The organism is Streptomyces sp. NBC_01549 (genome assembly GCF_026339955.1).
In the GTDB taxonomy this organism is placed as follows: domain Bacteria; phylum Actinomycetota; class Actinomycetes; order Streptomycetales; family Streptomycetaceae; genus Streptomyces.
Window position 1 is genome coordinate 1 of record NZ_JAPEPW010000007.1, and the last position, 17,568, is coordinate 17,568.

16 protein-coding genes and 3 pseudogenes are annotated in these 17,568 nt (G+C 70.6%); 6 read left to right on the forward strand and 13 right to left on the reverse strand.

The window, feature by feature from the left end; genetic code table 11:
• The first annotated feature begins 906 nt into the window (after window positions 1-906).
• Window positions 907-2,220, forward strand: coding sequence for an MFS transporter (locus OG819_RS57170; protein ID WP_266658136.1), 1,314 nt, complete (start codon window positions 907-909; stop codon window positions 2,218-2,220).
• Window positions 2,221-2,250: 30 nt separating this feature from the next.
• On the opposite strand, the gene OG819_RS57175 is transcribed toward OG819_RS57170, so the two are convergent.
• The 7 genes from OG819_RS57175 to OG819_RS57205 all read right to left on the reverse strand — a co-directional run bounded on the left by OG819_RS57175 (window position 2,251) and on the right by OG819_RS57205 (window position 10,326).
• A complete protein-coding gene (locus tag OG819_RS57175; RefSeq protein WP_266658138.1) occupies window positions 2,251-3,033 on the reverse strand; it encodes a class I SAM-dependent methyltransferase in 783 nt (260 codons plus the stop codon).
• Complete coding sequence (locus OG819_RS57180) at window positions 3,030-3,971, reverse strand: hypothetical protein (RefSeq protein WP_266658140.1); 942 nt, start codon at window positions 3,969-3,971, stop codon at window positions 3,030-3,032. Before OG819_RS57180 ends, OG819_RS57175 begins: the two co-directional genes overlap by 4 nt.
• Complete coding sequence (locus OG819_RS57185) at window positions 3,964-4,305, reverse strand: hypothetical protein (protein WP_266594400.1); 342 nt, start codon at window positions 4,303-4,305, stop codon at window positions 3,964-3,966. Before OG819_RS57185 ends, OG819_RS57180 begins: the two co-directional genes overlap by 8 nt.
• Window positions 4,306-4,348: 43 nt before the next feature.
• Window positions 4,349-4,939: a DUF5825 family protein gene (locus OG819_RS57190; RefSeq protein ID WP_266438501.1), complete on the reverse strand. Its 591-nt coding sequence runs from the start codon at window positions 4,937-4,939 to the stop codon at window positions 4,349-4,351.
• Window positions 4,921-6,846: a RiPP maturation radical SAM C-methyltransferase gene (locus OG819_RS57195; RefSeq protein WP_266658142.1), complete on the reverse strand. Its 1,926-nt coding sequence runs from the start codon at window positions 6,844-6,846 to the stop codon at window positions 4,921-4,923. Before OG819_RS57195 ends, OG819_RS57190 begins: the two co-directional genes overlap by 19 nt.
• A gap of 350 nt (window positions 6,847-7,196) precedes the next feature.
• Window positions 7,197-7,406 (reverse strand): hypothetical protein, encoded by a 210-nt coding sequence (locus OG819_RS57200; protein WP_266658144.1) that lies wholly within the window; start codon window positions 7,404-7,406, stop codon window positions 7,197-7,199.
• Between the two features lie 43 nt (window positions 7,407-7,449).
• Window positions 7,450-10,326: a BTAD domain-containing putative transcriptional regulator gene (locus OG819_RS57205; protein ID WP_266658146.1), complete on the reverse strand. Its 2,877-nt coding sequence runs from the start codon at window positions 10,324-10,326 to the stop codon at window positions 7,450-7,452.
• Window positions 10,327-10,715: 389 nt separating this feature from the next.
• Between OG819_RS57205 and OG819_RS57210 the strand changes: the two genes are divergently transcribed.
• Both OG819_RS57210 and OG819_RS57215 read left to right on the forward strand, forming a co-directional pair.
• Complete coding sequence (locus tag OG819_RS57210; RefSeq protein WP_266658148.1) at window positions 10,716-11,387, forward strand: helix-turn-helix domain-containing protein; 672 nt, start codon at window positions 10,716-10,718, stop codon at window positions 11,385-11,387.
• 112 nt (window positions 11,388-11,499) lie between these two features.
• Window positions 11,500-11,604: pseudogene (locus OG819_RS57215) on the forward strand (dihydrofolate reductase); the annotation flags it as partial.
• 149 nt (window positions 11,605-11,753) lie between these two features.
• Here OG819_RS57215 and OG819_RS57220 read toward each other — a convergent pair.
• Together OG819_RS57220 and OG819_RS57225 are read right to left on the reverse strand one after the other, a co-directional pair.
• Complete coding sequence (locus tag OG819_RS57220) at window positions 11,754-12,185, reverse strand: hypothetical protein (protein WP_266638835.1); 432 nt, start codon at window positions 12,183-12,185, stop codon at window positions 11,754-11,756.
• A gap of 216 nt (window positions 12,186-12,401) precedes the next feature.
• Window positions 12,402-12,917 carry a hypothetical protein gene (locus tag OG819_RS57225; protein WP_266658150.1) on the reverse strand — a complete coding sequence of 172 codons (516 nt, stop codon included), beginning with the start codon at window positions 12,915-12,917 and terminating at the stop codon, window positions 12,402-12,404.
• Window positions 12,918-12,992: 75 nt separating this feature from the next.
• Between OG819_RS57225 and OG819_RS57230 the strand changes: the two are divergent.
• Window positions 12,993-13,134, forward strand: a pseudogene (locus OG819_RS57230) (Zn-dependent oxidoreductase); the annotation flags it as partial.
• Window positions 13,135-13,496: 362 nt separating this feature from the next.
• Here the strand turns inward: OG819_RS57230 and OG819_RS57235 are convergent.
• Window positions 13,497-13,913, reverse strand: coding sequence for an MBL fold metallo-hydrolase (locus OG819_RS57235; RefSeq protein ID WP_266638837.1), 417 nt, complete (start codon window positions 13,911-13,913; stop codon window positions 13,497-13,499).
• Between the two features lie 14 nt (window positions 13,914-13,927).
• On the opposite strand from OG819_RS57235, the gene OG819_RS57240 reads away from it, so the two are divergent.
• Together OG819_RS57240 and OG819_RS57245 are read left to right on the forward strand one after the other, a co-directional pair.
• Window positions 13,928-14,068 (forward strand): hypothetical protein, encoded by a 141-nt coding sequence (locus tag OG819_RS57240; RefSeq protein ID WP_266638838.1) that lies wholly within the window; start codon window positions 13,928-13,930, stop codon window positions 14,066-14,068.
• Window positions 14,053-14,998: pseudogene (locus tag OG819_RS57245) on the forward strand (IS256 family transposase); the annotation flags it as partial. The gene OG819_RS57240 and the pseudogene OG819_RS57245, both read left to right, overlap by 16 nt.
• Window positions 14,999-15,092: 94 nt before the next feature.
• Here OG819_RS57245 and OG819_RS57250 read toward each other — a convergent pair.
• The 3 genes from OG819_RS57250 to OG819_RS57260 are packed head-to-tail and all read right to left on the reverse strand — an operon-like array spanning window position 15,093 to window position 16,830.
• A complete protein-coding gene (locus OG819_RS57250; protein WP_266638839.1) occupies window positions 15,093-15,548 on the reverse strand; it encodes a hypothetical protein in 456 nt (151 codons plus the stop codon).
• On the reverse strand, window positions 15,545-16,546 hold the full coding sequence (locus OG819_RS57255) for a metallophosphoesterase (protein ID WP_266658152.1): 1,002 nt from the start codon (window positions 16,544-16,546) through the stop codon (window positions 15,545-15,547). The genes OG819_RS57250 and OG819_RS57255 overlap by 4 nt, the downstream gene beginning before the upstream one ends.
• Complete coding sequence (locus tag OG819_RS57260) at window positions 16,543-16,830, reverse strand: plastocyanin/azurin family copper-binding protein (protein ID WP_266638841.1); 288 nt, start codon at window positions 16,828-16,830, stop codon at window positions 16,543-16,545. The genes OG819_RS57255 and OG819_RS57260 overlap by 4 nt, the downstream gene beginning before the upstream one ends.
• Between the last annotated feature and the right edge of the window lie 738 nt (window positions 16,831-17,568).

The window sequence follows — 17,568 nt, forward strand, 5'->3', positions numbered from 1 at the left end:
CGAACACCGGAAGGAGTACATGCGACATGCCGCAGCCCACACACCTCGACCGCCGAGGACGCACCACCACCGGCCCGCCGGAAGCGTCACGCAATACACGCGAGCGCGCCCACCCCCACGGCCGCAACACGCCCGAGCAATCAGGACAAACCAACTCGCCCCTCACCAGGCGAACCTCCACCCGCGCCGGGTCGACCTCTACCGTGAGCACAGCGCCTCCGCGCGCTACACGGCCCTCCCGGCGCTCGGCCAAGAGATACCGGGAGGGCCTTTCACATGCCCCTCGTCGGCAAGGTGCCGCCCCAAATCTGCACCTCTTCGTCGGCAGGCACGCTTACCGATCTTGTCGGCGCAAAGCTGCCCAAAGTGCCGCACTCGTAGGCATTTTCAATGACGTCTAACACCCGCCTCGTACGTCCTCGGCCGCCCGCGCGGGATGAGGCGCGACCACCGCCCCGGCCCCGGAGCCGACCGGGGTCATCGATGGACCCAGCAGCGCACTGGCGGCACTGGCCGTCACGGCAACGGATCCGAGTACGCCGTACATGAACGCTCCCCATCTCGACAAGGAACAGACGGGCGGCGAGCCGGCGCTCCCGGCCCGGTTGCCGCCGCCCGCATCACCTCACCACGCCCCGCTGCCGATGCCCCGCCGGCACGTACGCGCGTTCGGGTGAGCCCGCGTCCGGAGCGGGTCGCGCCGCCGCCCGCCAGTCTCACAAAGCGGCTTCGGGCACTGAAGTGAAGAGGCCGCCGAGCCGGGACTCAGCCTGCTCCACGGCTCCGCCGCCCGCGCCGTGGATGCGGTGACGGATTCGGCCAACTAGCCTCTCTCTAAGGCCAGTTGGGCCGTTCTTGTGTGCTCGCGGGTCGACACGCTTCGGTGGGCGGCTGATACGTTGAACCGTGGCCCAACACGACGGACGGACAGCCGATCCACAAGGGCCGGAGCCCACCCCGCTGTGGCGGAACCGGGACTACAACATCTGGTGGTCCGGGGTGGCGGTGTCGAGGCTGGGCACCAGTGTTTCCACCTTGGCGTTCCCGTTGCTGGTGCTGGCTTCCACCGGGTCCGCCGCCGCTGCCGGGGGTGTCGGTACCTGCGGCAGTGTCGGTCTGGTGGCCGGTCTGCTGCCCGCGGGGGTGGCCGCCGACCGCTATCCGAGACGTGCTCTGCTGATCGGGTCCTCACTGGTCCAACTGGCCGCCATGGGTGTCGTCTTCGGGATCGTGGCCGCCGGGCGCCTGTGGCTGCCGCTGATCGCGGTTGTGGCGCTGGTGCAGGGCCTGGCGTCGGCGGCGTTCGCCGGCGCGGCGGCACCGCTGGTGAAACGCATCGTCCCCGCGTCACAGGTCAGGACCGCCTTCGCCCGGGTCGAGGCACGTGACTACGGTGCCCAGCTGGCCGGAGCACCGCTCGGCGGGGCGCTGTTCTCATGGGCGCGCTGGGCACCGTTCCTCGTGGACGCCCTGTCTTTCGGGGCCGTCGCCCTCGCCTGCCTGTTCCTGCGCACCCCCCTGGGACCCGACGCCATCGAGCGGTCCGCCGGCCGCCCTGCGCTGCGCCGCGACCTGGGCGCGGGGCTGGCGTTCATCCGGGGCAGCGCGTTCCTGCGGTACGCACTGCTGTGGATGGCGCTGATGAACCTGTTCTTCACCGGAATCGGTTTCATGTTCATCGTCACGTTGCGGCACCACGGCGCGTCGCCCTCGCAGATCGGCGCGGCCGAGTCGATCGCCACCGCGTGCGGCCTCGGCGGCGCGCTCGCCGCCGGATGGGTCGTGCGACGCCTCTCCGGCTACCGGATCATCCTGATCGTCTCCTGGATGGTCGCCGCGGGCGTCGGCGGGATCGTGCTGCTGGCGTCCCGGCCGTGGCTGGCGGCCCTGTGTCTGGGTGCGAGCATCCTCTTCGTGACTCCGCTGAACGTCGTGTTCGCCAGCGGCATGGTGGCGATGGTTCCGGACGCGATGACCGCACGCGTCATGACATCGGCGAACATGGCCTCGCAGTCGTGCGGCTGGCTCGCCCCGGTGGTGTGCGGCGCGCTGGCGGACGGTCTCGGAGTCCAGGTCCCTCTGATCGCCATCGCCGTCGGCCTGGCGGTGCTGGCGGTCGCCAACCATGTCGTGCCGGTCGTACGCCAGTTGGGCGAACCGCCGGAGGGCGGCGGGGAATCGGAGTCCCGCGCCGACCCGGACGGACAGACCGTCCTGTGAGACGGGCCGCCGGCCCGGGGCTCGGCGGCGTCACCCGGCGGCGGACGCTCCCACGACCAGGCAGGTGTAGTCCACGCCGATCTCGCCGCCCTCCTCGGCGTCGAGGAAGGCGGCCACCTCGCCCAGCAGCCGCCGCCGCAGCGCCTCGGGCAGGGCGAGGTGGCGGCTCTCGGTGGCCAGCAGTTCGCAGAACTGCCGGGAGGTGAGGCGGGTCTGCCAGGGCACGGCGATCCTGGTCACGTGCCGGAATCCGTGGGATCGCAGTTCCTCGGCGTAGTCGTCGAGGTCGGACTCCGACAGGGAGACCCGGCCGCCCGGCCCGGCCGGCAGGCCGCCGGGGAGGACAGCGGCATAGACCTCGTTGAGACGGGGCGCGTCGCGCAGCGCGTAGGAGCCGAAGTTCCAGGCGAGCAGGATCCGGCCGGTCGCGCCGAGGCACCGCGCTGCCTTCTGTGTCCGTTGTCCGGGGCGCAGCCAGTGCCAGGCCTGGCCGCACGCCACCAGGTCGAACCGCCTGCCGTCCGGCTCCCATGTCTCGAACGCGCCGACCTCGACCGCCAGCCCGCCCGCCGAGGCGACCTCCGCCATCCGTGGGTCCGGCTCGACCCCGGTGACCTCGTGGCCGAGCGTCGTCAGCGCGGCCGCGAGCTTGCCGGTTCCGCATCCGATGTCGAGTGCGGTGCCCGGCGGGCCGGCGCCCAGGGCGGCCAGGGTCCCGGTGAGGGCTTCGAGGGGGTAGCCGGGGCGCAGTCGGTCGTAGTCGTGCGCGCGGGCGCCGAAGCTGGTGGGTGCCCACGCCGCTCGGTCCGTCACATCAGTCCTCCGATCAGGGTCACGAACGTGTGCTGCGGGAGGAAGAGCACATAGGTGCCCACCGAGGCGAGGCTGAAGGGGACGAGGCGTTTGGGCAGCAGTGCGGTGAAGGCGGCGTGCGTGAGCAGGCCGAGAAGTGCGCCCGCCGGCCAGGTGGCCGGGAAGATCAGCAGGAGAGGGAGCACGGCCTCCACGGCGATCGTCACCAGTGAGGGCAGGAGCCAGCGGCGGGCGGCGAGCGCGGGGTCGGCGGTGGCGAAACGGCGCGTGAACCAGTCGGGGAAATAGTATTCGCGCCGCCCCGGGGGCAGTTCGTCGCGCAGCGAGACCAGTTGCTCGAACATCTTCTGCAGAGCGTCCCCGCTGGTGAACTGGCGGGAGGCGGCCTTGAACCAGGCGCTGCTCCAGTACACCTGGAACATCAGCACGACGGCGGCGGCCTGCGGCCAGGAGGGTCCTGTCGGGGCCCGCGCGGGATCGAAGAACGCGGCCGGGGACGGGGCGTCCAGCAGCGACTGCAGGCTCAGATAGGCATCGGCCCCGGAGGCGAAGACGAAGGGGACGCACATCATGCCCAGGAAGAGGGTGTTGAACTTGCGGTCGAAGGTGAACTCGAACATGCACCAGGCGGCCACGACTGCCGCGGCGAGCGGGGTGAGCACCCCCGCCAGCAGACACAGCACCGCCAGGGCCCGGGCGGCGTAGAAGACCTTGAACGCCGTGGGGCTCAGCAGCACCTTGACGGCCATGTCGTCCTGCTCGTACCGCCAGCGCACCAGTGACTTGGGGTGGAGGTCGAAGAACCGCGCCATGCCGTAGACGTGGTCGGCGGTGATCTTCCACAGCAGGGCGGCTGCCAGGATCAGGCGGAAGCAGCACAGCGCCGGTCCGGACGCCGTGCCGTGGACCGGGAAAGCGGTCGCCAACAGGTCATGCACGCACGACCCTGCCGTTTCTGACCGCGATCCTGATGTGGCCGAAAGGCACCAGGAGTACGCCGTCCCCGACCACACGCAGGCCGTGTTCCTCATCGAGGTAGCGCACCAGCGAGGCGAGCGCGTCCGGGGAGCCGAAGTGGTCCTGGCGCAGTTCGTACTCCCAGGGGCAGACGGGCCGCCCGTCGCGTACGTCGTGCAGCCGGGCGCGGTAGCCGCCGACGTGGGAGAACATCGCCCAGGAGCCGAAGGACCCCGGCGCGGTGAAGAACCCGCGCCACACCAGCCAGGCCACGGCCCCGCAGGCGAGGACCGCGGCCGCGACGTCATTGACCATGCCGGCTCCTTAGGGAGGTCGGGTCAGCAGGTGGGGGCACCGGTCACAGGACCATGGACGGGACGGGCCACCGGTCGATGAGGCAGGGAGCCCACCAGTCGAGGCCGCCGAAGTCCAGCACGAGGTGCTCGGCGCGCAGTGCCACGAGGACATCGGGATCGACCCCGCTCACCTGCTGCTGCTCCAGCAGGGCCACTGCTTGCAGGTATGCGGGCTGGAGCAGGTTGAACCGTTGCAGCACTCCGTCCCGCCGGTCGCGGATCTGTACGAAGCCGGGGCCTCGGCGCCAGACGCAGCGGCCGATGTAGAACCGGTTGCGCCACTCGGTGAGACGTTCGGCCGACCGGGCGCCGTCGAGGGAGGCGGGTGGCTGAAGGTGTGTCAGGTCGCGTGCGGTCAGGGCCGGATCGGCGCGCCGGCCTGCCCGCAGTTGCCAGCGCACCAGCAGGCCGCGGGCGGTGGCGACCCGGACGAAGTCGAGGGCGCGCAGATCGCGGGGGGTGGGCGAGCTCAGGTTGACGGGCTCGTGGAGTTCGGCGTAGCGCACGCCGCGCGCGTACAGGTCGTGCACTTGACGCGTGGGCAGCGAGCCGTTCGAGGTGGTGGACGGCGGGGTCAGGAGATCGTCACGCATGTGGGCTCCTCGGCCAGTTCCAGGGCCAGCTCGGGTCCGCCGCTCTGCGAGTCGCGCCGGATGCGGCACAGCAACTGGTTCTCGTCCTCGGTGGCGAGGTGGACGGCACGGTCGGCCTCGACGAAGATCAGTCCCTGTCGTCGCCAGTCGCCCAGCAGGGCCTCGACGCGGTTCTCGTCCCAGGCGTGGCCGGCCTGGGCCGTGCGGCGTACCAGTTGAGCGACGGACCTGGGGTCGTGCAGGGCGCGGAACAGTTCGGCCTCGACGGGGTCCTCCAGGGCCATGGACCGCCAGGAGAAGCCCGGCCGGGAGTTGGTGAGCGTGATGCGGTCACCGAGGTCGACGTAGGACAGGCTGCTGCGGATGTAGTTGTCGGCCCACTCCTGAAGGGCTTCGGCGAGCCGTTCGGCGAGCTTGCGGTCGATACCCTGGGCGGGAGTGTCGAACAGGTAGGCGAGATCGGCCAGTTCGGCCTCCGGGAGGTCATAGGTGATCTGGTACTGCGAGTTCGGGCGCCGGTCGGCGAAGCCCAGCTCGGGGCGGTCGAAGTAGGGGCTGAAACGCTCCAGCGCGATCCTGTTCGCTCCGGTGCTGGGGTGGAGGTGGTGCAGGGCCGGAAACTGCTCGATGAGGGGCAGGTAGTCGTCCTGGGTCTCACCCGGGAACCCGTACAGGTAGTTCCACGCCACCGACAGCCCGTGGGTCTCGGCGTCCCGGAGGAAGCGGATGTTGTGGGTGCCGCTCACGCCCTTGTCCATGATCTTCAGCACGCGGCTGCTGAGGCTCTCGATGCCCGGCTGGACGCTGACCACACCCGCCGCACGCATCTGGGCGATCTGCGGCAGCTTCATGTTCGACTTGACCTCGTACTGGATGCGCAGGTCGAAGGGGGCCTCGGCGAGCTTGTCCAGGACGGAGTCGAGGTAGGACATCTCCAGGATGTTGTCCACGGCGTAGAAGTCCAGCACATGGTGGCGCCCGGCGAGCGTGAGGATCTCCTCCAGATAGGTGTGCGGGCTCTTGCTGCGGAAGGTCATCGCCGAACCGTTGAGTCCGCAGAACGTGCAGTGGTGCTTCTCGCCCCACCAGCAGCCGCGCGCGCCCTCGACCACGAGCACCGGCTCGTACCAGGACTGCACGCGCGAGCGCCTGAGGCGCTCGAAGTAGGCGTCGAAGTCGGGCGCGGGGATCTCGGACGGCGCCAGGAGCCGCTCGGTGGACGGGTTGCTCACGCTGGCGCTGCCGTCGCGCCGGCACAGGCCGGGTATGTGCGAGGTCTCCGGCTCGCCGTCGGCGCGAAGGGCCTCGACAAGTTGTGGGAACGTCCGCTCCGCCTCGCCGCGTACGACGTAGTCGAGGAAGTCGAAGTTGCGGTGCAGCGCCTCCCCTTGCGGACCGTCGCAGTTGGCTCCGCCCATGACGGTCGTCGTGCCGGGGGCCAGTTCCTTGATCCGGCGCAGCAGTGCCAGTGACGCCACGTTCTGCTGGAACGTCGAGGTCGCGCCCACGAGATCGGGACCGTCGGCGACTATCTGCCGTGCGGTGGCTTCAATGAAATCGGGAACGATCCGGTGCAGTCGCAGACATGTCTCCAACTGGTTGTCCGTGATCTTTCCCTTCAATCCGGCGGTGAACTCGTCGACCCGCCACGAAGGGTCCTTGTAGAGGGCGGAAGAGAACACCCAGTCGCCGCATCCCAGGAAATAGCTGTGCAGGGAGAAAAAGCTGAACTCCGGGGATCCGAGTCCTCCTTGCTGGTCCATCCAGTCGGCGAACTCGATGTTGGCGTAGACGGTCTTCGTCTCGATGTCCGGGAATGTGTCCGCGATCCTTCGCGAAAGGATCCCGAGTGCGAGCGAGGGGGTTGCTGTCGTGGCCCACGGCATGCAGACCAGCGTGATCTTCATATGCCCTCCGGCGTGAGCCCGTGTCTCCCGGGCGGAAGCACGGAGCAAGGCTTGGAAGCGAGGCCGCGCTGGTCAGAAGCTGACTACCACCATCACCGATATCACCGTAGAATCGACGTCTTTACGGTTTTCCATCTGCGGGTCGTTGTGCACAACGGTCTTCTCCATGGCGCTCCTCCCCCCGGCCGCTCGATGGTGACAGGGCGGGCATGGCATTCGGCTCGCCCCGACGAGGTGACCCTGCCATGCCGATGTTCTTTGAACGCTTCCGGTGCGACCGGATCTTCCGGTTGCGCCGGAAGCGTCTGAAAGACCCCCCGGAAATCCGGCCGGGTTCCTTCCGGACAGCGTCAGAAACTGACGCCGACGCTCACTGTCACCAGCGCGGAATCCGGATCGTCGATCTGCGGGTCGTTCTCCACGACGGTCTTCTCCATGATGTTCCCTCCCCTCCGCTGCTCGATGGAACCGGCACTCGAAAGGTGCGAAAACAGCGCCAGCACGTCGTAACTCTCCGAGAGTGTGGCGGGCGCGGAACGGCCTGTCGTGCCCTGTTCCACTCAGCGGAACCGAAGGCCCGAAACGGCCGGTCCGCTGCCCGGCCTACTGGGGCAGGACCGGGATGTGGCAGGACGGCCTGCCGGAGGTGGCCGCGGAGCTCAGGCGGTCGAGGATTTCGGCGCGCAGGAAGTCGTCGTCGGGCAAGCCGAGTTCGCCGGTGAGGGACAGGGCCCGAATCCAGGCGCCGCGGGCCGCGTCGGGCTGGTGGGCGCTGCGGTGTGTGTCGCCGAGGCAGAGCAGACAGGCGGCCTCGCTGCGGCGCTCGCCGGTGGCGCGGAACAGCTCCGCCGCCTGCCGGTAGCAGTCGACCGCCAGCTGGTACCGGCCCAGGTGATGATGGATGTAGCCCAGACTGTCCAGGATGTGGGCCTGCCCGTCCACGTCCCCGGCCTCGTGCGCGAGCTCAAGGGCCTGCTCGCAGTGTGCCAGCGCGCCGAGGTGGTCGCCGAGGTTGGCCTGCCGCCAGCCGATGTGGTTCAACGCCGCGGCCTGTCCCGCCCGGTCGCCCGCCCTCCGGTAGTGCTCCAGACTCCGGTACGCGTGCTCGAGCGCCTGCTGGGGGCGGCCCTGTGCCCCCGACATCCGCGAGAGATGCTGATGTGTACGGGCCTGCCCCGCGTCGCTGCCCAGCGTGCCGAACAGCTCCAGTGCCCGCAGGTAGTGCTCCCGGGCCGGCCCCGGGCGCTTCAGCCGGTCCAGCGCCAGCCCCAGACCGCGGTAGGAACCTGCCTGTCCGGCGAGGTCGCCCTCGCGTCGGGCCGCCGCCAGCGCGCTGCGCCCGGCCGCCAGCAAGGCCTGCCAGTACCCGTGCCGGTCCAGAAAGCTGGTCAGCACCGTGACCAGCCGCCACACATGGCCGTCGAAGTCCGGCGGCGGCTGCCGCACGATCTCCAGCAGTACCGCGTGCTCGGCGACGAGCCAGGCCCGCGCCTGCCCGTAGTCGGCGGGCTCCCCCACGTTGGACCCCGGCGCGGCCGGCCCCGTCGCCACCGGATTGGGCTGCGGGGTCACCAGGACATCGGCCGCCCTCGCGGTGTGCAGGTAGTGATCCATCATCCGGTGCAGCGCCGCCCGCCGTACCCGCTCACCGTCGTAGGCGGCCGCCAGCTCCCCGGCGTACACCCGCAGGAGGTCGTGGAACGTGTAGCGTCCCGGTACGTGCTCGGCCAGCAGGTGCCCGCCGGTCAGTTCACTCAGCAGTCCCCGGGCCCGTTCCGGTGACACCCCCGCCAGCGCGGCCGCCGCCGCCTGTCCCACGTCCGGCCCCGGATGCAGCGCCAGCAGCCGGAACATCCGGGCCGCACCGGTGCTGAGCGCGCTGTAGGACCAGGAGAACACCGCCCGCACCTGGCTGGCCTCCTCTCCCCCGTCCAGTGCGTCCAGCGGGCCGCCCGCCTGCCGCAGTTCATCCGCCAGCGCTCTGAGCGGCCTGCGCGGCTGTACGGCCGCACGGGCCGCCACCACCGCCAGCGCCAGCGGCAGTCCCGCGCACGAGGCGACGATGTCCGCCACGGCCTCCAGCTCGGCCGCCACCCGTCCCGCCCCGAGCCGCTCCGCCAGCACGTCCCGCGCCGCGTCCGGACTCAGCGAGTCGACCGCCAGCAGATGGGCGCCCTCCGTCACCGCCAGCCCGGTCAGCCGGTTCCGGCTGGTCACCAGCGCCATGCAGCCGACCGCGCCCGGCAGCAGCGGACGGACCTGTTCCTCGTCCCGCGCGTTGTCCAGCACCACGATGATCCGGCGCCCCGCCAACAGGCTCCGGTACAGGCTTACTTGGGCTTCCAGGCCCGGCGGCACCCGTTCGGGCGGCACCCCGAAGGCGTCCAGAAACCCCCGTACCGCCTCCGTCAGAGGCACCGCCGCCCCCTGCGGATCGAATCCCCGCAGGTTCACATACAGCTGTCCGTCGGGGAATGCGCCTGCCACCCGGCGCGCCCAGTGCACCGCCAGCGCCGTCTTCCCGACCCCCGCCATGCCCGACACCGCCGAGATCACCACCGCCGCGGATTCTCCCTCCGCCGAGGCGAGGATCGCCGCGAGGTGGGCCAGTTCCTCGTCACGTCCGGTGAACCCGCGTACGGCCATGGGCAGTTGGGCGGGACGGTCGCCCGGTCGCGCCGCCGCGGACGCCGGCTGCATCGGGGGCTTGGGCCGCGAAGCGGACTCGGACTGGTGGCCCTGCAGGATCGCCTGGTGCAGTTGCCGCAGCGCCACTCCCGGATCCGTGCCCAGCTCCTCCGCCAGCCGCTCACGGACGGCGGCGTAGCAGTCCAGTGCCTCCGCGCTGCGCCCGGTGTCGTGCAGCGCTCGCATCAGTGCTTCGGCCAGGGGTTCTGCCAGTGGATACTCACCGAGCAGGCCAGTCAGCGGGCCGATGACGGACGCGGGATCACCCAGGCGCAGCTCCGCGCGGGCCCACCCGACGGCGGCGTCCTGGCGCTGACGCCGCCAGGCCTCGCGCATCCGCGCCGCCCACTGTCCTTGCAGACCGGACAGGGGGTCTCCGCGCCACAGGCCCAGTGCATCGCCCAGCAGCCGCGCCGCCCGCGCCGGGTCGGTCCGCTCCACCGCCCGTGCCTGGTCGATCAGTTGCCGGAACCGGTACACGTCCACCTGGTCCAGGCGGGCTTCCAGCAGGTACCCGCCCGAGCGCCGCACCAGGCGTAAGGGCTCTCTCGCCGTTTCGGCGGCCTGTTCGCACATCCGCCGGATCCGGGCGACATGGGCGTGCACCGCGGCCCGCGCCCCGTTCGGCGCACGCGTGCCCCAGACCCGCTCGATGACCACGTCGACGGCGACGGGCCGGCCGACGTCCACCGCCAGGGCGGCCATCACCGTACGGCGTTGCGGCGGGCCCACCTCCACCACGTGGCCCCCCACCGACAGTTCCACAGGACCGAGCAACTGCACGTCCACCATGTCGTCTGCCTCCCCTCCGGGAAGCGTCCTCCCCTGGGCGACAAGCATTCGACAAGGTTTCAAGCCACACTCCAGTGCCAGTCTGCTGGGGTGCGGTCGAACGGACGGGCCATGACCGCGCCCCGTCCGAGCACGGCGGCAGGGGCCGTCGCCTGCCGGCCGCGCAACGGGCAGACGGGGGAGGCGGGAGCGTGACCGGACGTGGAGTGATCGCACCGGGGATGCTGGTGGCGGTGCAGCGGTCGGAGGTCATGGCGGAGGTCATGCCGGGAAATCTTCCGTCGCCGCCACCGGCACCGGCATCCGAGTCCGCAGGTGCGGCCGCAGGCGCGGCTGGTGCGACTGCCACGGCTGGTGCGCCTTCGGCGGCGGGCGTTGGCGGACGGAGCGTGCTGGAAGGTGCTTTCGCGTTGCTGGAAGCGGTGGAACGGGCCGTGGAGGCCGGGCCGACCAGGCTGGCGTCCGAATGCGGGCTGCCCAAGACGACCGCGTACCGGCTGCTGGAACAGCTGGCGGACCTGGGTGCGGTGGAGCGGTGCCGCGGGAGTTACCGGGTGGGCCTGCGGATGTTCCGCCTCGGGCGCGAGTGGCAGCCGCACCCCCGGTTGAGGTCCGCCGCGAGGGAACCGGTGCGGCGTCTGGTGGAGATCACGGGGATGACGGTGGGGATCGCCGTGCTGTGGAAGGGCGAGACCCTGATGGTGGAGTGGAGTCCCGGCGAGGCCGAGCAGCCGGTCCCGCTGCGGACCGGTACGACCTGGCCGTGGTTCACCGCGGCGGGCAAGGTGCTGGTGGCCGGGGCCCATCCCAATCCCCTGCTGGGGCCGCTTCCCGCGTCCTGGCTCCAGGAGGCCGCCGCGATCCGGGACCGGGGTGCCGCATTCGACCAGGAGGAAGTGATGAGCGGGGTGTGCTGCACGGCGGTGCCGCTGCTTGGAGCGGACGGTGCCCCGGTGGCGGCCCTCTGCGTCCTGACCGATCCCGCGCACCGCCTGGAACGGCTGGCGGAGGCCGCCCGGCAGGCCGGCCGCGTGATCAGCGTGGGCCTGCGCGGCCGGTGAGCCGGAAACTGACGGACCGGCGGACCTCTACTCCGCGGCTATCGGGTTCACATCCCACACATGCCTCATGCGTGCGCGATGAGTTCGGGCTGGGGATCGGGTCTGCCCTGGCATGACTCGCATCATCGCTGACATCTCGGTCTCCTTCGGCGGCTTCGTCACCGGCCCCGGCCCCGGCCCCGGCCCGGACAACGGTCTGGGCACCGGCGGCGACGCCCATGACGACCCCTCGGTATGTATCAGCGGTGCCCGCGGCGATGCCGGCGCTGCCCGCAGGCCTGGCAGCCCCCACACGGGTAACACGGCGGCGACCGCACCTGGGTCGCCGGTCACGACACGGTCCTCGGGCGCGAGCCCGCTCCGGCTTCATGCGCGCGGGCGAGCAGCGCGTTGACGGCGAGCGCGGCCGCCGGGTCGCAGTCGGGCAGCCGATTGACGGCGGCCCGCTCGTCCTCGCTCAGCGAGTCCGGCGGGCGGCTTCGGCTTCCTCCTCCTGGCGGCGCTTCTCGTCTCCAACTGCCGGGCGCGCTCGCGTTCGGCGTCGGCCGCGAGCTCGTCCTGGACGACGGCCTCGGTATCCGGGGCGTACGCGCCGACGGCGAGCAGCTGCACGATGCGCGCCCATTCTGCGAGTTTCGGCCGGGCCGCGCTCATCGTCGGCCAGGCCTCGCGGTCCCGGCCCAGGTGCTGCTGCAGCTCCGCTTCCTCGAGGTCGGCCGCCGCCTCGGTATGGGTCATGCCGCGGGCGCGTCGCCGGACCGAGGTGTTCTCCGACCCTCGCCCAGTCGACCGGTTCACGAGACGCGACACCTCGGGCAGCGGGCACGCGCGGGCGCCGGTGGGATCGGGGTGCGGGGGCTCACACGAGCTTCCCGATCATCGCGGGAAAACGAACGGATGCTGTCCCGTCTCAGATGATCTGGTCTGCGGGCAGGGCTATGGCCCCACTCCTGCCGACCCCCGAGGGACGCGCCTCCCGCCCCGACCCCGGGCCGCAGTATTTCCCGCCGGCCCTCACGCCGCCGCGTCGTACGCGGCCCGCAACTGGACGCCGCCGCCGGTCCGGGGCTGCGGGGCGCGCTCCGCGAACACAGCCAGGCGCAGCACGAGATAGCGGCCGATCCCGACGAGCGCGGTGGCCGACAGGTACACCGTCTGCTGCAGGACGAGTCCGGCGCCGGGACGGAGCGCGGCCAGCGAGCCGACCGCGGCGGACGTGACCAGCCAGCCGAGGGCCATGGTGGCCGCGCTCTTCAGGTGGCCGGCCAGACCGGGCCGTCCGTGGCCGAACGAGACGCGGGCGTGCAGCTCGGTGGCGAACACGGTGGAGGCGACGGTGGTGAGCGCGTTCGCCGCCATCCACGGGATCCACTGCGAGAGCAGGACCAGGGCCGCCGAGGCCGCCAGGGTGACCCCGCTGCCCAGCCCGGCGAAGCGCCCGAAGGCCGCCGCGTGCCGGCGGATCAGTCGCAGGCCGTCCATGGTGATCCCCTCCCGGTCCGCTGCCCCTGGCGGGGTCGTCGTCGTCATGCCGCAAAGCGTGGCCGCCCCCCCATTCAGCGCGGTTTCAGAGCGTTCTCAGGGGTGCCGGCGGCGATGAAACCGGTGTGGCGATACGCCGCCGCCCGCCTCGACCGTGATCAGCTGCTCAACGGAAGGGAGTTGGGGGAACGCCCCGAGTCGGCCCGTGCCCGCCGGCTGGACCACCGTCACTGTCAAGGCCGCCCCGCTCAACCACCACGATCTGTGAACCGTGGAGGGAGTCGGCGTCTGCGAGGCACCGCAGCCGATGAGATTCGGGGCTACCCCGCTCAGATCAGTGAGACTCATCCAAGCTCAGTGAGAAGGGACCATGCCTCGACGGTCCAGATCACCTGAGACGACGGGCGAATCGGACCAGATCAATTGCGACCAGGACCACATCGCCTGAGACGGAACAGCTGTCCTCACTCACGTGGTACGACTTCGTGTCGCACACTGAGCGCCGTAGTCGGCCATTGCGAGCAGCACAGTTGGCCGCACCGTCTGACCCGGGCAGATGTACCCGCAGGCTCTTCGGGAAGGCTCACCAGCCGGTGCGCTGCGTGATGCCGGTGCCGCAGAACGTCCTCATCGCCATGCCGCCCACTCCTTCACCGCGAACCGGTCGCCGACGCGTCGCACCTCGGCTGCGCCCGGCCCGGGGAAATGCGCGGGGAACAGCAGGGCGCCCCGGTCCGCGGCCTCCCCCAGCACCCGGCGCCGGCTGTCCCGTGCGCGGGGCTCGTCCTCGTCGAAGCTGGGGCAGTCGTCCGGCTCCGAGATCTGCAGTGGGCTGTGCAGCAGGTCCCCGGCGAACACCGCCCGGTCCGTACCCGACCGCAGCCATACCGTGGAGGAGCCGGGCGTATGGCCGGGGGCGGGCTCGATACGGAGTTGGGCGTCGATGTCGTAGTGGTCGCCCTCCCACAGCACGGTCTGTCCGGCCCGGTGCACGGGGGCGACGCTGTCCGGGTCTGTACGGTCTTCGGTGTAACTCCCGATCATGGAAGTAGCACCTGATGAGCGACATGACTGTCTCTGCCGAGGCGGTTGAAGAGGTCCGGCCGGTCGAGTTGTCGACGGACGTGCTGGACGAGCAGTTGATCGGGCAGTTGGTCGACCGGGCCCGCGCGAGCGGGCTGCGCGCCAGCGGCGGCTGACCGGCGTGGACGAGATGGTGCTGTCCCTGTCCGCTCGGGGTCTGACGCATGGTGACATCTCTGCGCACCTGGCCGAGGTCTACGGCGCGAGTGTGTCCAAGCAGACCATCTCCACCATCACCGACAAGGTCATGGACGGGATGGCGGAGTGGCAGAACCGGCCGCTGGACTCGGTCTACCCCGTGATCTTCATCGACCGCGTGCACGTGAAGGTCCGCGACGGGCAGGTGGCGAACCGGCCGATCTACGTTGCCCTCGCGGTGACCGTGGACGGCACCCGGGACATCCTCGGTCTGTGGGCCGGCGACGGCGGCGAGGGCGCCAAGTACGGGCTCCAGGTTCTGACCGAGATCAAGAACCGCGGCGTCGAGGACGTGTGCATGGTGGTCTGCGACGGCCTGAAGGGCGTGTCCGACTCCTGTCCGACTCCATCTCAGCGGTCTGGCCGCAGGCAGTCACGTAGACCTGTGTCGTCCATTTGATCCGGGCCTCGTTCCGCTACGCGGGCCGCCAGGACTGGGACAAGATCTCCCGCGCGCTCAAGCCGGTCTACACCGCGTGACGGCAAAGGCCGCCGAGGACCGCTTCCTGGACTTCCAGGAGGAGTGGGGCGCCAAGTATCCGGCGATCGTGCGGCTTTGGGAGAACGCCTGGGCGGAGTTCGTGCCGTTCCTCCAGCTCGACACGGAGATCCGACGCGTTGTCTGCACCACGAATGCGGTCGAGAGCGTGAACGCGCGCATACGCAAAGCGGTCCGGGCCCGCGGGCACTTGCCGAACGAGGCCGCGGCTCTCAAGTGCGTCTATCTCGCCGTCATGAGCCTGGACCCCACCGGGCAGGGACGCAAACGCTGGACCATGCGCTGGAAGCCCGCACTCCAGGCCTTCGACATCGCCTTCGACGGCCGACTCTGCGTCGGCCGCCGCTAACTCACACCACCCGAGTTACACCGTTGGCTGGACAGACCCAGGGGCACCCCCCGAGCCAGGACGCTGCCGTCCCGGGCGGCTTGGCGGTGGTGGTTCAGTTGGGTGGTGTGCGGATGGTGGCCCGGTCCCAGGCGGGTGTCCTGACGGGTGTTCGGGCAGCGCGGTGTTGTCTTGTCACGGTCATCTGCCAGATCGCGAGGAGCAGCAGCGTGCCGGTCTCGGTGAGGAGGCTGAGGAGGGCTCGTGGGGCGGGCTGCAGGCCGTGTTCGGTGAATCCGAAGACGCCCACGGTGCGTGAGGCGGTGAAGCCGGCGAGGGCGCCGAGCGCAATGCCGGCTGCGGCGGCCCTCAGCAGCAAGGGTGGCGTCCCCATCAGCAGCAGGGCGGCGAGGGCGAAGGAGGCGCCGGCCTGGAGCAGGAACAGGGGGCCGATGATGTGGATGAAGCGGTACTCGTCGACGTAGAGCTGAGCGTGTATGTATCCGCCGGCGGCGAGGGTGGCGGCGCTCGCCGATCGCAGGGTGGGGGCGAGGAGTCTGTGGGTGTTCATGCCAGCCTCCGGTCCTTGATGGCCAGTTCGCGGTCGCCTTGGCGGTAGCTGACGGTGCGGATGCCGAGTGCGTCCTTGAGCTGCCGGGCGGGGACGACCTGCGGAGTGGGGGCGGGGGCGCGGCCCGGTTTGGGCAGGGGGTAGGCGGTGGTGGTGGCGGAGTGGAAGGTGATGTTGCCCTCTGTCTTGGTGAACAGCTGGTGGACGTGCCCGTTGAGACAGGTGACGGAGGAGAAGCGGCGCAGGAGGGCGATGACCTTGAGGGCGTCGTCGGTGCTCCAGCCCCACTGCGGGTACATGGCGAACAGCGGGATGTGGCTGAAGACCACGATGGGGGTGTCCGACGACAGTCCGGCGATGTCCTTGCGGACGAAGTCGATCTGGTCGTTGCCGAGATGGCCGAGCTTCTCCAGGCTCATCGTGTTGACCAGGGCGATGAAGTGCACGCCGTGGGTGTCGAAGCTGTACCAGCCATCACCGAGCGTGCCCCTGCCGAAGGTCTGCCGGTAGGCGCGGCCTGCATCGCCGATGGAGTCGTGCTCGCCCGGTACGGTGAAGACGCGGTCTGTCTGTATACCCGTCATCAGCTGCTTGACCTGGTCGAACTGCCCGGCCGTGGACAGGTGGGTCAGGTCGCCGCTGTGCATGACGAAGTCGGGTCTGAATCCGAGCGAGTTGACCTGGTGGATCGCTTCGGTGAATGAGCCGGTCACGTCCATGTTCGCCGGGCCCTGGAACCCGATGTGGCTGTCGGAGACCTGTACGAACCGCAGCGAGCTGTTCGCCGCTGTGGCGGCGCCGGCGGCGGCCACGGAGTTGGTCTCCCGGGAGTCGGCGATGTGGCTGATCACCTCTCCGCTGGCCACGGTCAGCACCACGGCGCCGCCGAACCAGCCCGCGTGACGGAGCAGTTGGCGCCGGGTCATACCGTGTTCTGTGGCGGGCTGCTCGGCATCGCCGGCCGGCGCGCTGTCGTGGCTGTCGTAGTAGCCGGTCATCGGGTCACCTCCACGGTGGCGGTCATGAACGGATGGATGGTGCAGAGGTAGGAGTAGGTGCCGGGCTTGGTGAACGTGTAGCTGTACGTCGCGTGGGTGTTCAGGGCTGCCGAATGCAACGGTCCGCCGGATCCCGCGCTGGTGACGGTGTGGGCGTCGGTGTCCTGATTGGTCCAGGTCACCGTCGTGCCCACTTTGACCTTGAGCGCGGCCGGGGAGAATGCGAAGTTCTTGATCGCCACGGCGTCCCCGGTCACCGGCGCGGCCGTGCTCGGGGGGCTCATGGGCATGCTCATGCCGGGCATCGGCGAGGCCCCGGGAGCGGAGCCCGCCGCGTTCCCCGGTCCGGTGGCACCGGGCATCCCGGCCGTCTGGTGCTGACCTGGACCGGGTTTGATGGCGCCGGTTCCGGCGGACGAGGAATGCGACGACTGGCCGCATGCGCCAAGGAGCCCCAACGCGCCGGCGGTAGCGACGGCCAGCCCGGCCGCGGCGCGTGATCGCCGGCCTGGTGTACGAAATTTCAGGTACATGGTGTTCGTTCCTCACTGGTCAGGCAGAGATGGGGAATGCGCCGGCTGAGCGCACGCAACCGCAGTGATGTGTGGTGGATGCCGTGTCACGGCCACGTGCCCCTGGCGGCCCCTGCGAACGAGCGCTGGTGCTGTCCTTGTGCCGGCCGGTCGCCTCGACAGGCCCCGCGCTGCGCATCGGCCCTTGCATGCCGCGAAGTCGCAGGCGACATGCGGCAGTTCCCCGTCCGGGGCCACGAGTGACGCATCGCCGTGCGGCGGTGCCTGTGCAGGTGCTGCGCACACTGGGCGGGGGGAGTTCCGCCCTGGTGGCTGCGCAGCCCTCGATCGCTGTCTCGCCGTACGCGTCGAGCGCTCCGCAGGGCCGTCGCCGTGGTGTGCGCGGGGCCCGGCCCGGGGCTGCCCGGTGGTGCCGAGCCCGGTGCCCCGGGGGGGCACGGGCGTGGCCGACACCATGAGCGCGTGCGCCGCGTTGCCTATCTCGGTCAC

Bases quoted from the DNA above. Each gene is read 5' to 3' on its own strand.
- OG819_RS57240 (WP_266638838.1), top strand. From the start codon at position 13,928: ATGAGCGACATGACTGTCTCTGCCGAGGCGGTTGAAGAGGTCCGGCCG.
- OG819_RS57185 (WP_266594400.1), bottom strand. From the start codon at position 4,305: ATGGTCAATGACGTCGCGGCCGCGGTCCTCGCCTGCGGGGCCGTGGCC.
- OG819_RS57255 (WP_266658152.1), bottom strand. From the start codon at position 16,546: ATGACCGGCTACTACGACAGCCACGACAGCGCGCCGGCCGGCGATGCC.
- OG819_RS57190 (WP_266438501.1), bottom strand. From the start codon at position 4,939: ATGCGTGACGATCTCCTGACCCCGCCGTCCACCACCTCGAACGGCTCG.
- OG819_RS57235 (WP_266638837.1), bottom strand. From the start codon at position 13,913: ATGATCGGGAGTTACACCGAAGACCGTACAGACCCGGACAGCGTCGCC.
- OG819_RS57250 (WP_266638839.1), bottom strand. From the start codon at position 15,548: ATGAACACCCACAGACTCCTCGCCCCCACCCTGCGATCGGCGAGCGCC.
- OG819_RS57195 (WP_266658142.1), bottom strand. From the start codon at position 6,846: ATGAAGATCACGCTGGTCTGCATGCCGTGGGCCACGACAGCAACCCCC.
- OG819_RS57205 (WP_266658146.1), bottom strand. From the start codon at position 10,326: ATGGTGGACGTGCAGTTGCTCGGTCCTGTGGAACTGTCGGTGGGGGGC.
- OG819_RS57260 (WP_266638841.1), bottom strand. From the start codon at position 16,830: ATGAGCCCCCCGAGCACGGCCGCGCCGGTGACCGGGGACGCCGTGGCG.
- OG819_RS57225 (WP_266658150.1), bottom strand. From the start codon at position 12,917: ATGACGACGACGACCCCGCCAGGGGCAGCGGACCGGGAGGGGATCACC.